General features: G+C 67.8%; 10 protein-coding genes and 1 pseudogene. 6 read left to right on the forward strand and 5 right to left on the reverse strand.

The features are described 5' to 3' along the window. Positions 1-32 precede the first annotated feature (32 nt). Genes QUE68_RS02505 through QUE68_RS02515 form a run of 3 tightly spaced genes read left to right on the forward strand, consistent with a single transcriptional unit; the run spans position 33 to position 7,278 of the window. A complete protein-coding gene (locus QUE68_RS02505; RefSeq protein WP_286275107.1) occupies positions 33-5,573 on the forward strand; it encodes a type I polyketide synthase in 5,541 nt (1,846 codons plus the stop codon). Next, on the forward strand, positions 5,570-6,421 hold the full coding sequence (locus QUE68_RS02510) for an ABC transporter ATP-binding protein (RefSeq protein ID WP_286275108.1): 852 nt from the start codon (positions 5,570-5,572) through the stop codon (positions 6,419-6,421). The genes QUE68_RS02505 and QUE68_RS02510 overlap by 4 nt, the downstream gene beginning before the upstream one ends. Next, positions 6,418-7,278: an ABC transporter permease gene (locus QUE68_RS02515; protein ID WP_455012729.1), complete on the forward strand. Its 861-nt coding sequence runs from the start codon at positions 6,418-6,420 to the stop codon at positions 7,276-7,278. Before QUE68_RS02510 ends, QUE68_RS02515 begins: the two co-directional genes overlap by 4 nt. Before the next feature lie 9 nt (positions 7,279-7,287). On the opposite strand, the gene QUE68_RS02520 is transcribed toward QUE68_RS02515, so the two are convergent. Then, complete coding sequence (locus QUE68_RS02520) at positions 7,288-7,731, reverse strand: SEC-C metal-binding domain-containing protein (RefSeq protein ID WP_286275109.1); 444 nt, start codon at positions 7,729-7,731, stop codon at positions 7,288-7,290. Positions 7,732-7,874: 143 nt separating this feature from the next. Here QUE68_RS02520 and QUE68_RS02525 point away from each other — a divergent pair, with 143 nt between their 5' ends. Both QUE68_RS02525 and QUE68_RS02530 read left to right on the forward strand, forming a co-directional pair. Next, positions 7,875-8,258 carry a hypothetical protein gene (locus tag QUE68_RS02525; RefSeq protein ID WP_284232389.1) on the forward strand — a complete coding sequence of 128 codons (384 nt, stop codon included), beginning with the start codon at positions 7,875-7,877 and terminating at the stop codon, positions 8,256-8,258. Between the two features lies 1 nt (position 8,259). Continuing rightward, the gene (locus QUE68_RS02530; RefSeq protein WP_286275110.1) at positions 8,260-9,408 is read left to right on the forward strand and encodes a cation:proton antiporter; all 1,149 of its coding nucleotides are present in this window, start codon (positions 8,260-8,262) and stop codon (positions 9,406-9,408) included. On the opposite strand, the gene QUE68_RS02535 is transcribed toward QUE68_RS02530, so the two are convergent. Next, entirely contained in the window at positions 9,405-10,343 is a 939-nt protein-coding gene (locus tag QUE68_RS02535) for an AraC family transcriptional regulator (RefSeq protein ID WP_286275111.1), read from the reverse strand. The genes QUE68_RS02530 and QUE68_RS02535 overlap by 4 nt on opposite strands. Before the next feature lie 219 nt (positions 10,344-10,562). Between QUE68_RS02535 and QUE68_RS02540 the strand changes: the two are divergent. After that, positions 10,563-10,832: pseudogene (locus tag QUE68_RS02540) on the forward strand (anthrone oxygenase family protein); the annotation flags it as partial. Here the strand turns inward: QUE68_RS02540 and lfrA are convergent. The 3 genes from lfrA to QUE68_RS02555 are packed head-to-tail and all read right to left on the reverse strand — an operon-like array spanning position 10,744 to position 13,959. Further along, positions 10,744-12,438 carry an efflux MFS transporter LfrA gene (lfrA, locus tag QUE68_RS02545; protein WP_286275112.1) on the reverse strand — a complete coding sequence of 565 codons (1,695 nt, stop codon included), beginning with the start codon at positions 12,436-12,438 and terminating at the stop codon, positions 10,744-10,746. The pseudogene QUE68_RS02540 and the gene lfrA sit on opposite strands and share 89 nt — an antisense overlap. 42 nt (positions 12,439-12,480) lie before the next feature. Continuing rightward, positions 12,481-13,053, reverse strand: a complete 573-nt coding sequence (locus QUE68_RS02550) for a TetR/AcrR family transcriptional regulator (protein ID WP_284224369.1) — start codon at positions 13,051-13,053, stop codon at positions 12,481-12,483. 48 nt (positions 13,054-13,101) lie between these two features. Further along, on the reverse strand, positions 13,102-13,959 hold the full coding sequence (locus QUE68_RS02555; RefSeq protein WP_284224370.1) for an RDD family protein: 858 nt from the start codon (positions 13,957-13,959) through the stop codon (positions 13,102-13,104). Positions 13,960-13,977 lie beyond the last annotated feature (18 nt).

The following is a 13,977-nucleotide window of genomic DNA, read 5'->3' on the forward strand; positions in this document are numbered from 1 at the left end:
GTGGCCTGCATGGGTCGATGGCAGGGATGAAGATGCGTACTGATCGAGGCAGTCACCAGCCGTTGGCGATCGTCGGGATCGGGTGCCGCCTGCCAGGTGACGTCACGTCCCCGGAGAGCTTCTGGCGCCTGCTATGCAGTGAAACCGATGCCACGTGCGTCGTCCCCGAGTCGCGCTGGAACGCCGCCAGATTCCATGACCCGAATCCGGCGAAGGTCGGCAAGATGGTCACCCGGCGAGGCGGATTCCTCCGCGAGATCGATCAGTTCGACCCCCAGTTCTTCGGTATCTCCCCGCGCGAGGCGCACCTGCTCGATCCGCAGCAGCGCCTCCTGCTCGAGGCCACCTGGGAGGCCCTGGAAGACGGCGGGATTCCCGCCGACGCGGTCGCCGGCACCGACGTCGGCGTCTTCATCGGCGGCTTCACCCTCGACTACCAACTCCTGCAGAACCAGGGCCGCACCAGTCGCTACCGATTCAAGACCCATTCCTCCACCGGGATGATGATGACGATGCTGGCGAACCGGATTTCGTTCGCCTTCGACCTGCGTGGACCGAGCATGACGATCGACACGGCATGCTCGAGCTCGCTCGTCGCCGTCCATCTCGCGGCACAGAGCATCTGGAACGGTGAATGCGACCTGGCCCTGGCCGGCGGGGTGAACGTCATGGTCGGACCCAACACGGCCATCGCGGAGTCGAAGAGCGGATTCCTCAGTCCAGGGGGACGGAGCAAGGCCTTCGACGAGTCGGCCGACGGTTACGCACGGGGCGAGGGTGGCGCCGTCGTCGTCATCAAACCCCTCGAGCAGGCCTTGCACGACGGCGACGAGATCTACGCACAGATCCTCGGCACCGCAGTGTCTCAGGACGGCCACACCGACGGCATCACCGTTCCCCGCGAGGAAGCACAGGGGGCAGCGATCAAGACCGCCCTGAAACGAGCGGGCGTTCACCCCGCCGACGTCGGCTACGTCGAAGCGCACGGCACCGGAACGCCGGTCGGCGATCCGATCGAGATGCGGGCGCTGGCAAGCGCGTTGGCGTCGAACCGGTCGTCGACGAATCCCCTGGTGATCGGTTCGGTGAAGACGAACATCGGGCACCTCGAGGCCGGGGCCGGCGTCGCCGGGCTCATCAAGACGGCCCTGGTGCTCAAGCACGGCTACATCCCGGCCAACTTGCACTTCGAAAAGCCCAGCGGCGGAGTATCTCTCGCCGAGCTCAACATCGACGTGCCGCGCACCGGGCGTCCCTTCCCCGACCACGAACGGCGCCTGGCGGGGGTCAACTCGTTCGGCTTCGGCGGCACCAATGCCCATGTCGTGCTCGCCGAGCCACCCGCCACGCTGGACCTGCCGACCCGGGATCCCGCCCCGCAGCCACCCTTGACCCTGCTGCCGCTCTCGGCGCGCAGCGAGGAGGCGCTGGTGGCGACCGCGCGTCGATTGGCCGACCACGTCGTTAGCCATCCCGACGTCACACTGGAGGATCTGGGGTACACCCTCGGCCAGCGACGTGCCCACCTGAACTACCGCCGCACGCTGGTGGTGGACGACATCGACGACGCGCGGGATCAACTTCGGGCCCTCGCCGACGGCGGCGAGATCTCCGCGGGACGCACCTCCCAGGCAGCACCCAAGCTCGCCTTCGTGTGTACGGGCATGGGCCCGCAGTGGTGGAAGATGTGCCGGGGACTGCTCGACGTCCTCCCCGCGTTCACCGACAGCATCGTCGCCAGCGATCGCGAGCTGTCCCGTTACACGGACTGGTCCCTGCTCGAGGAACTGCGCCGCGACGAAGCCGACTCGCGGATGGGCGAGACCGACGTCGCGCAACCTGCGAACTTCGCGATCCAGGTCGCACTTGCTGAGCAGCTCAAGGCATTTGGCATCACACCCGATGCGATCATCGGTCACAGCGCCGGTGAGGTGGCCGCGCATTACCTTGCGGGTCTGCTGACCTTCGAGCAGGCCGTCGAGGTGATCCATCACCGGAGCCGGCTGCAGCAACGAACCAGCGGACTGGGTCGCATGCTCGCCGTCGGGCTCGACGCCGAGTCGCTGATGCAGACGCTCGACGAGACGACACTCGGCGAGTTCGGCCAGCGGGTATCCGTGGCGGCGATCAACAGCCCGTCGGCAGTGACCATCGCCGGCGACGGTGACGTCCTCGCCGACGTCGCCCGCCAACTGGACGAGGCGGGGGTCTTCAATCGCTTTCTCGCCGTGAAGGTTCCGTACCACACCCACTACATGGAGATGGTCAGGGACGAGCTCTATGGCGCCTTCGACGGGCTGTCGTCGGCTCCGGCGACCATTCCGCTCTACTCCACGGTCACCGGTGAGCGGCTGGACGGTTACACGGCCGGTGCTGCCTACTGGTGGCAGAACACCCGCGCCACAGTGCTCTTCGAGCCTGCGATGCGGCGGATGCTGGAGGACGGCTACACGCACTTCGTCGAGTTGGGTCCGCATCCGGTTCTGGCGGCCTCGATCTTCGAGACCGCCGGAAGCGAGAAGGCCCTGGTCCTGCCGACCCAGCGGCGCAACGAGGACGACGCCCGGACGTTCATGAATTGTGTTGGCACGCTTCACTCCAACGGTCACGACGTGGCCTGGGATGCCGTGCACCCCCGAGGGTCGGCACGACTCCTGAAGCTCCCGACGTACGCGTGGCAGTCCAAGCGTTTCTGGAACGAGAGCCCCGAATCCACCGAGGACCTGCACTACCACCCGGTGCATCCGCTGCTGGGGCAACCGGTCGGCGCCGTCCATCCGACCTGGGAAGCCGAGTTGAGCACCGCCCACTTCCCGTTCCTCGCGGACCATCGTGTGCAGGGCAGCGTCGTGGTACCGGGGTCGGTGTACATCGAGATGGGACTGGCCGCGGCGAAGGCGACCTACGGCACCGACCTCGGTGTGGACGACCTGGTGCTGCACCGCGCGCTCATCCTCGACGACACCTGCGATCCCATCCTGCGGACCACCCTGAACGAGGCGGACGGCACCTTGGAGTTCGCCGCGTTCACGGCGACGGCCGACGGCGAGCTCACGTGGACGGTCACGGCCACCGCGGAACTCAACACCGTGCCGATGTCGCCGCGCGGTGCGCAAGCGTTCGACGGCGCGGAGATACTCGCCCAGACGAGCGGCGACGACTTCTACGCGCTCACACGGACTCTCGGCTTCGACTACGGTGACGCCTTCCGATCCGTCGGCGACATCACCGGCGGGGACGGCTGGACCGTCGCCAGGATCGCCGTCCCGGAACCGATCGCCGACGAACTCGGTGCCTACCGGTTCCATCCGGCCCTCATCGACGGCGCGTTCCAAACCCTCTTCGGCCTTCCCCTGCTCGGCCGTGAGGCGAACGAGGGGCCGTACCTTCCCACTCGGATCCGGCATTGCGCGGTATACGGTCCGCCCGAACCCGACATGCTCGTCACCGTGCGCGTGGTCTCGGCCACGCGGGAAGAGATCCAGAGCGACATCACGGTCACCGACCATCTCGGGCAGCCGCTGGCCGTCTTCAGCGGCTTCACGGTGCAATCCCTGGGCGCCTCATCCCGCATGTCTCCCGAGCGAATCGACAAGGGAATCTACGAGATGCAGTGGGTCGCACTGGATCCGTCCACAGCGGCCACTAGCACCGACGCCGCGTCCTGGCTGGTGTTCGCCGACGCTGCCGGAGTGGGCTCGGCCGTCGCGGATCAGCTGCGCGACCGCGGTCACCGGGTGCACACCGTCGTCGCCCAAACCGTCGACGAACTCACCGAGGTGGACGGGGGATACGCCGTGAACCCTCGGCGTCCCGACCAGCTGGCCCGGTTGATCGACTCCCACCTCGACGGCCACGCCGACCTCGCGGGCATCGTCGACTGCTGGCCGCTCGACGTCGCCGCGGATACCGAGGCCGACCGCGACATGGGTGTGCTCACGGTCGTGCGCCTGGTCAAGGCGCTCGCTGCGAAGGACACCGTCAAGCCCCGCCTCCACGTGATCACCGCCAACGCGCAACCGGCCGCGGGAGCCGAGGTGCGATCGCCCGAACAGGCCGCCGTCTGGGGTTTGGGCCGGGTCGTCGGCCACCACGAATTCGCCGAGCAGTGGGGTGGTCTCGTCGATGTCGACCTCGACGTCGACCAGGACGTCGAGCAAGACTCGGTCCTCGACCGCGCCGAGACGGCCGCGCGGATCTGCGAGCGCATCCTCGGTGACGACGGCGAGGATCAGGTCGCGATCCGCGGTGAGGAGACGTTCGTCGCGCGGCTGCGCCCGAGCACCAGCCTCACGAAGGCGTTCCCCACCAAGCTCACGCCCGATGCGACGTACGTCGTGACCGGTGGCGCCGGTGTCCTCGGCCGGACCGTGGCCATGTATCTCGCCGAACACGGAGCCCGCCACATCGCCCTGCTGAGTCGAAGCGAGATCCCCTCGCGCGACCGTTGGACCCAACTGCCGGAGGATGATTCGCACTTCGCCACCGTCGAGGTGATCCGGGCGATCGAACGTCTAGGCGCCGAGGTGATCACTGCCAGCGTCGACGTCACCGACGCCGGACAGATGATGGCGTGGCTCCGCGACCACACCCGAACCGGCGGCCGACCCGTGCGCGGCGTCATCCACGCGGCAGGATCGGTTCACGACCAACTCCTGGTGAACATGGGCGAGGACGACTTCACGAAGGTGTTGGCTCCCAAGATCACCGGCACCCGCGTGCTGCACGACACCTTCATCGAGCACGAACTCGAGTTCTTCGTGATGTTCGGGTCGGCGGGGTCGACCATCGCCTCGCCTGGGCAGGGAAATTACGCTGCCGCCAACGCGTTCCTCGACGCCTTCGCGCACTACCGCCAGGCGCAGGGGCTACCGGCCCTGACCATCGGATGGGGGCCGTGGTCGGTCGGAATGGTGGAGGAGCTCAAGCTCGAGAAGCTCTATGCACAAAGGGGAATCGAGCTGATCACGCCCACGGCGGGCGCACGTATCCTCGATCGGCTGATCAACCAGCGGGCCGCGAACGTCGTCGCGATCACAGCCGACTGGGGTCGGGCCCGCCAGGCCGGTCACAGCCGACGGCTGCCGCCGATGTTCGCCGATCTCGACACGCCCGAAGTATCTGCGGCACGCGATGACTCCGAGTCCTCGATCCTGGACGCGATCTCCGGGCTGCCCACGGCCGAGCGGCTCGACGTGGTCACCGAGCACGTGCGCCGGACCGTCGCCGCCGTCTTCGATTGTGCAGTCGCCGACATCGAATGCGATGACATCCTCGACGACATCGGCCTGGACTCCATGATGGCCATGGACTTCCGGGTGAGGATCAACACGATGTTCGCCATCGACCTTCCGGTGCTGGAGATCCTCAGAGGGGTCAGCGTGAACTCGCTCGCCGTTCGGGTCCTCGACGAGCTCGCCGCCCCCGACGAGGTCCCCGAGGTGACCGATCGCGCGGCGGAGGACACCGACGATGGCGTCGCCCAACTAATCGACGAGTTGTCCGAATCGGAGCTGCGGGCACTCCTGGCCGAACTCGAGGGACCTGCCGCCGAGCGGGAAACGGGAGGATGACGCTCGCGGATGGAACGTCCGCGGTGCACGTTCAAGGTCTGTCGAAGTCCTACGGTCGACTGCAGGCGGTGCGGGACCTCGACCTCGACGTCGGCTACGGCGAAGTCTTCGCAATCCTCGGTCCCAACGGGGCGGGCAAGTCGACCACCATAGAAATCCTCGAGGGCAATCGCCAACGCGACTCCGGCCACGTGCGAGTACTGGGCGAGGACCCGGCGACTGCGGGCCGGGACTGGCGCGCCAGGGTCGGCATCGTGCTGCAGGAAGCCAGCGACGCGGGGATGCTGACGGTGCTGGAAACCGTCCGCATGTTCACGAACTGCTACGGCAACGCTCGACACCCTAGGGACGTCCTCGAACTCGTCGGGCTCGACGCGGTGTCCGGATCGCGGGTGCGGACGCTGTCCGGTGGCCAGCGCCGCCGGCTGGACGTGGCGCTCGGCATCATCGGCAAGCCCGAGCTTCTGTTCCTGGACGAACCGACGACCGGGTTCGATCCCGAAGCCAGACGGCAGTTCTGGGATCTCATCAGACTCCTGGCCGCCGACGGCACGACCATCCTGCTCACCACGCACTACCTCGAGGAGGCCGCCGCGCTCGCCGACCGGGTCGCGGTCATCGCGGGGGGCAAGGTGGTGGCGGTGGATTCCCCGACGCGGTTGACCGGCCACGTCAGCTCGGGGGCGACGGTCCGATGGGTCGAGGGGGGCCACGTACACGTCGAACAGACGGACCACCCCACCGAACTCGTCAGGCGGCGCAGCACGGACGGCGCCGAACTTCCGGAGCTGACCATCACCCGACCGACCCTCGAAGATGCGTACCTGCACCTGATCGGCCAGGCGTGATGGCCAGCGAAAGCGCCCAGCGGGCCTCGCCGCCGCGACACCGCGCGACCGAATCGGAGTCACCACTTCCGTCGACGCTGCGCATCGGATTGTCGCGGGTCGTGCCCGAATTGAAGATGTTCTACCGTCGGCCGGAGCAGGTGGCCCTGACCTTCTCGATGCCCGCGGTGATCTGTCTGCTGCTGGGCTCGATCTTCTCGACGAAGATGCCGGGCAGCGAGACCACCACCGGCGCCGTGATCGCGGCGAGCATGCTCGCCTACGGAATTCTGTCGACGTCGTTCATCAACCTGGGCATCAGCATCGCCGCGGATCGCGACACCGGCGGCTTGAGACGCCTTCGTGGAACGCCGACCACCGCCTCGTCGTACTTCGTCGGCAAGATCATGCTGGTCGCCATCGTCAGTTTCGCCGAGGCCGTCATTCTGCTGGCAGTCGGTGTGTTCGTCTTCAAACTCCACCTGCCGTCAGACGTCTTCGGCTGGTTCACGTTGACGTGGATCTTCATCCTCGGTGTCGTGAGCTGCTCGTTGCTCGGCATCTTCATCAGCAACTTCGCCAGCAACGCGGTGTCAGCCGCCGTGATCACCAACGGTCCATCGGTGGCATTGCAATTCATCTCGGGCACCTACGTGCCGCTCGTCGTCCTGCCGATCTGGATGCTGACCATCGGTTCCATCTTTCCCGTCAAATGGCTGGCGCAAGGTTTCCGGTCGGTGCTGCTGCCACCGGCAATGGTCGCGTTCGAACCAGCAGGCAGCTGGGAGCATTGGCGAATATTCCTCGTGCTGACGGCGTGGAGTATCGGCGGTCTGGTCGGCTGCCTCGCCGTCTTCAGGTGGTCCGAGAAGAACTGAGCCCCGGCGTCAGACGGCGGGCACGGCCATGGGCGGCCTACCGTGGCAGGCCCGGAACTGGCTGCCGCTGCCGCAGAAACACGGGTCGCTGCGAGGGATCGGCAGCATGTAGACGTGGTCCTCACGGACGCGGGCAATGGCGTCGCGGAGCCTCGGGCTGGGAGCGGGCGTGTGACGATGCGTCATCCAGGCGATCGCGACCGCGAGGGCTCCGAGCAGCATCACGACCCGGACCGCCTCGCCCCGATCGTCGTGCAGGCGAAGCCACGCCCCCACCTCCGGATCAAGGCAGTCGAGTGCGGCCGCGATCCGCTCGACCGGCGGCAGGCCCGTGCGGAGCTGGTCGAACAGCACGTCCTGCATCCGGCTCAGCTCATCGAGCGTCATGCAGCACAATGCCGACTCGACGCCGGCGTCGGCGGCCTGCGATGCCTCGTGGTCAATGGTGATCATGCATCCCCCGATGCTCGACGTTGCGACGTCGCCCCCGACGCTGCCTACATTGCACACGCTAGCGCTGCCCGTGTCATGTCGAATCGGGAAACCCCTCGTGTCCAGATGGCCGCGCTCACAGCCGCCGGGATTATGGTGTCCGAATGGCGGTGAAGTGGCTCGACGCTCCCCAAGGCCACGACTACACTGCCGCAGCCGAGTATCTCAGCCTGATCAGTGAGGCCGACGCGATCGATCCGACGGTCGCGGCGCTCGAATCGGCCGACACCGCCCTGCGCAAGGCCAAGGACATCCTGCGGGCGGCGGGCCTGGTACTCCTGCCGGAGACCAACCCGCGCGTCAAGGCTGACCTGGCGAAGATCGCTGCGGGGCACAAGCTTTCGCCCATCCTATTGGTGCGGGGTAGGGTGCTCGACGGCGTCGCGCTGCAGATCGCCGATGGCTACCACCGCGTCTGCGCGAGCTACCTCACCGACGAGAACACCCCCATTCCATGCCGTTTGGTGTCATGGCGGATACCGGACTGAGATGACGGCATTCGGGTTCGGCACGCTCGCGCTGCTCGTCGTGGGCGGTCTGGTCGGCCCCCTGTTGGCCGCCGTGCCACGGCTGCGGGTGCCGGCGGTCATCGGCGAGCTGCTGATGGGAATCATGTTGGGAAAGACCGGCTTCGGCGTCATCGACCACGCCGAGCCGACTTTCGAGCTGCTGGCGAACATCGGTTTCGCCCTGGTGATGTTCGTCGTCGGCACGCACGTCCCCGTCCGCGATCGCCAGATGTGGACGGCGGCACCGGCGGCGGCAGTGCGGGCCGTTCTGGTCGGCGCGGTCGCGGCCGGACTCGGGGTGGGGCTGGCGACGTTCTTCGGCACGGGACATGCCGCGCTGTACGGGGTGCTGATGGCGTCGTCCTCGGCGGCACTCGCCCTGCCCATCATCGACGGCCTGCAGTTGACGGGACCACCGGTGCTGTCGGTCACCGCGCAGATCGCCATCGCCGACACGGCGTGCATCGTGTTGCTGCCCTTGGTCATCGACCCGTCGCAGGCGCCCCGGGCCGCACTCGGTGCGCTCGCGATCGCCGTGTGCGCGTTCGTGTTGTACCTGGTGCTGCGCTGGGCCAACGGCAAGGGGCTCCGCAAACGGCTACACCGGTACTCCGAGAAGCGGAAGCTCGCCCTCGAATTGCGGTTCAGCCTAGCCATGCTGTTCGGCCTCGCCGCGCTGGCCATCGGCACGCACGTCTCGATCATGCTGGCGGGCTTCGCCTTGGGTCTAGTGGTCGCCGCGATCGGTGAGCCCCGACGCCTGGCCCGCCAGTTGTTCGGTGTCACCGAAGGATTCTTCGGACCGCTCTTCTTCATCTGGCTGGGTGCCTCGCTGCAAGTCCGCGATCTGGGGGCGCACCCGGAGTTCATCGCGCTGGGTGCCGCACTCGGGGCGGGTGCCATCCTCGCCCATGCGATCGGCAGGCTCTTCAAGCAGCCGTGGACGTTCGCCATCTTCTCGGCGGCCCAACTCGGCGTTCCCGTGGCGGCGGCGACGGTGGGAACCGAACAGCACCTGTTGGTCCCCGGCGAACCGGCGGCGCTGATGCTTGGAGCCATCGTCACCATCGCCGCGACGTCGGCCACGGGTGCGTTGGCCGGGCGGGCGGCGAAGCCCGTGCACGCCTAACCAGGTGACGCGTCGGCCCGGAAGGCATTGGGACTCAACCCGTATCGGCGCTTGAAGGCGCTGCTCAGCGCGAACGGCGTGCCATAGCCGACCTGGCGCGCCACCGAGCCGATGGTGTCCTCGCTCGCGCGCAGCAGATCCGCGGCCAGGGCAAGCCGCCAGCCGGTCAGGAAACTGATCGGTGGCTCGCCGACCTGCTCGGTGAACCTGCGCGCGAATAGTGCTCGTGAACTACCCACGGCCGCTGCGAGATTGGCCACCGTCCACGGGTGTTCGGGATTGTTGTAGACGAGGCGAAGCGCTGGGCCGACGAGAGGATCTCGCTCGGCGTGCCACCAGGTCGGGGCCTGTTCGTCGGAGTCGAACCAGGTTCGCAACACGTCCATCAGCAACAGGTCCAGGAGCCGGTCGAGATAGGCCGCCTGACCAGGTCCGTCGCGGACCGCCTCGTCGGCCAGCAGGTCCACCAACGGTGTCCGCCACGTCTCACCGCGCACCACCAGCACCGTCGGAAGTGCTTCGAGCAGGCGCGAACTCACCTCGCTTCGACCTTCATAGGCACAGATGACGGCGCGATCGGCGCCGGATGCGGTGTTACCCCACGTCCGCACCCCCACCGACATCTCGAAGCGCAGGTCGTCACCGCCCAGTGTCGTGCAGCGGTTGCCGGGGTGGATGACGACCTGCGGTGCGGTCCTGGGGTCGTCGGCGAACAGGTAGTGCTCGACACCTCGCGCGACGGCGACGTCACCGGGTCCGACGTCGACGGTCGCGCCGGACTCGGTGACGATGACCGCGCTCCCGCGCGTCACGCAGATCAGCGTCAGGGGAGCCTCGTCCTGGATGCGCATCGACCACGGTGGGTCCAAAGACAGGCGCAGGACGAACGCGCCGCGGGCGCGCACCCCGTCGAGCAGGCCGCCCAGTGCATCCATACTGCTGAATGTAGACGATCGCGTATGGATTAGGGACGCTTGGCTATGGATCGTCTCGACGGCTGCCCATTGACTGGGGTCATGAGTTCGAGCCCGTTCTGGATCGCCACCACCGCAGCCGCCGTGACGAACGCCGCCGTCGGCGGTGTGTTCTTTGCGTTCTCGACCTTCGTCATGCGGGGTCTGGACCGCGCCGAGCCGGCCGCCGCGATCGCCGCCATGCGCGGTATCAACGCCGAGGCGCAGGGCAACGCACCCTTCCTCACCCTGTTCGCCGGCTCGGCGCTCCTCGCGCTCGGCGTGGGCGTCGCGGCCGTCGCGCGGATGTCCGCGCGGGGATCGGGCTACGTGCTCGCCGGCGCGGCGCTCGGCACGGTGGCCTTCATCGTGACGGTGGCGATCAACGTTCCGCTGAACGATCGACTGGCATCGATGGACCCGACGGGTCTGTCCGCAGCGGACGCGTTGCGGGAATGGCGCGCGTACCTCGGACCGTGGACCGCGTGGAACCACGTTCGGACTCTGGCACCGCTACTCGGCTCGGTGCTGATGCTTGTCGGGCTGCGCAGCCGTTGACACCCCGGCACGAGACGGCGACGACCGCGGCCGCGATCAACACCAGTACCGCCGCGATGGTCGCCGTCGGTGCGATGCCCGCGTCGAACGCCACCCGGGCGGAGTCGAGCAGCCGGTTGCCCAAGGCGGGCGGCAGGGTCTGGGCCACCGAGGCGGCGCCGGCGATGCTCTCCCTGGCATCGGCGGTCTGCATCGGCGTGAGGCCACCGGGCAGTTCCACCGCGGCGCGGTAGTACGCCGTGAAGATCGTGCCGAGAGTCGCCGTGCCAACGACCGCGCCGAGCTCGTACGCCGTCTCCGAAACCGCCGACGCCGCACCGGACTTCGCGGGTGGGACCGATGCGACGATCGTGTCGTTCGAGATCGTCTGCGACATTCCCACCCCGATCTCCAAGATGATGAAGGAGATGATGACGGCCACGACGGTCAGGTCGTGCCGGAACAGCAGAATCGCCACGAAGCCCGCCGCCACCAGGACCAGCCCGATGATCATCAGCGAGTCCGGCGCGATCCGCTTCGCCAGCGGCACCACGCCGATGCCCGCGATCATGGACAGCGCCGCACCGGGCAGCGTGACCAGGCCGGCTTCCAGCGGACTCAGCCCGAGCACGAGCTGCAGGTGCTGGGAGATGAAGAAGATGAAGCCGATGAGACCGACGATGGACAAGAAGTTGGCCAGGATCGACGACGTGAAGGGAGCATTGGAGAACAGGCTCACGTCGAGCATCGGTGTGGCACTGCGCCGCTGGCGCCTGACGAACAGCACACCGGAGCCGATGCCGAGGACGACGGCCCCCGCAACCCACCACGACAAGCCGTCGTGCGCCGCCGCCTTCACGGCCCAGACGACGGGCAGCATCGTGGTCAACGTCAGCATGACGCTGACCAGATCGACTGGGCCCGGGTTCGGATCCTGAGACTCGGGCACCAGCCGCGGCGCCAGCACCAGCAGCGGCAGCAGGATCGGTACGGCCACCAGGAAGACTGCGCCCCAGTGGAAGTGTTGCAGCAGAGCGCCGCCCACGATCGGGCCCAGTGCGGAACCCGCGGTGAAGCACGACGCCCAGAGGGCGATCGCGAGCCGACGCGCAGAGGCATCGGTGAAGATGTTGCGGATCAGCGACAGCGTGGATGGCATCAGCATGGCGCCGAATACGCCGAGCAACGCGCGTGCCCCGACGAGGTACCCGGCGCTCGGTGCGAACGCCGCGGCCGCCGAGACCACCGCGAAGCCGCCCGCGCCGATCATCAGCAGACGACGCCTACCGATCCTGTCGCCGAGGCTGCCCATCGTCACCAGCAGGGCGGCGAGCACCAGCGAGTACACGTCCACGATCCACAGCTGGGTGGTCGCGGGCGGACGGAAGTCCTGGGCGATGCTAGGCAGGGCGAAGGCGAGCACCGTGTTGTCGACGGCGACCAGCAGCACCGGCAGCATGAGGACCGCGAGCGCGATCCAGGCGCGTCGCGGTGTGGCGGTGGTGGTGGACGCCGTGGTGACGTCCATGTGGGTGGACATTGGACTGCTCCTGAGAACTACGTCGGGGCGAACCTCTCGACGTCAAGACCGATTCGGGTTGATGGTGCCCTGGGTGAGGCTGGCCATGATGGCGTCGACGACCTGGACGCGCGGGGTGCCGAGCCGCGCGGCCTCGTAGCCGGCGTTCAGCAGCGCCCAGAACACGAGTCGCGGCCAGCCCGGCGGGCCGGCCGCGCCCTGCGTGGCTGCCCGGTTGAGCACTTCGACGATCACCTCGTCGCCGGTGTCGAGTTCGGCGGCCATGGCCGGGTCGGCGTTGATCGACGACTCGTTGTAGACGAACGGCACGATGGGCCCGAGGTCCAGCTGACACTCGACGACTCGTCGAAGCGCCTCCTCTGGCGGCCCACAGTCCGGCTCCGCGTGCTCGATCGCCGCATTGCTCAGTGCGTGAACGTGAAGGGCGAGCGCCCGCAGCAGGTCGGATCGCTCGGCGAAGTATCGATGCAGGGTGCTGCGTCCGACCTCGGCCGCCGTGGCGATGTCACCGAGCGAGGCGCCGGGGTTGTCCCCGAGCACGACCATGGCGGCACCGAGAATCGCCTTGCGCGTTCTCGAGCGTGGGCCACCCTCGGCCATCAACGGGGCACTCATGTCGTCGAATATAGCACGGGTGACCCACTGTGAGACAGTGGTGTCCCACTAGTTGGGCCGGGTGAAACCTGCCGGTGAGGCCGGTGAGGCCGGTGAGGTCGGTCCCGACGGCACCCACGCGAGGGGAGGCGCGGGTGGCGGTGGCGGCGACGGGCCGGGGCGCAGGCGCACGAGTTCGCGGCGGTGACGTTCGGCCAGCACCGCGGCCAGGACCAACGGAGGAGGTGCGCCCGCGGGCGGCGGCGGCGAGATCTGCGCGACGACCTCCGCGCAGATGCGGTACGCCATCTGATCGCGCAGCTGCGGCTCCAACTGACTCGCGCGGGAGAGGAACTGACGCGCCAGCTCCGCCTGTTCGGGACGCAGCGCTGAGAGCTGCAGCGACGATGCCCACCAGGCTAGGGCCGGGGGCATCGGCACAGGTGCCGGCAGCTTTGGCGCCCGCTCGCTGATCACCATGGTGCCCGCGAACACGTCACCGATCCGCTTGCCCCTCGCCGACAGCATGCTGCAGATGACGGCGGGCCCACCGGCGAACATCCAGATCTCGACGAACCCCGACAGTGCGCGAAACAGCGCCTGGCGGAAGCGTTCCGGGCCACCGTCGTCGGAGACCACCCGCAGCCCGAGGGCCATCTTGCCCAGGGATCGCCCCCTGGTCGCGGTCTCGAAGGCGATTGGATAACCGACGATGGTCAGCACCGTGAAGATGACCAGCACCGCGGCCGACAAGGCGTCGTCGAAGTCGTAGATGGTGGCGGCCCACAGGATGACGCCGACGACGTAGCCGATGCCGATCACCGTCAGGTCGACCAGTGCCGCCAAGGCGCGCACCGGCAACTGGGCGATCTGGATGTCGAGGACGACGGCGTCACCCGTGACCATCGGCTCGGGCTGGGCCACCATGAAAGCCAACGCTACTAG

The organism is Mycolicibacterium sp. TUM20985, from assembly GCF_030295745.1.
Lineage (GTDB): Bacteria > Actinomycetota > Actinomycetes > Mycobacteriales > Mycobacteriaceae > Mycobacterium.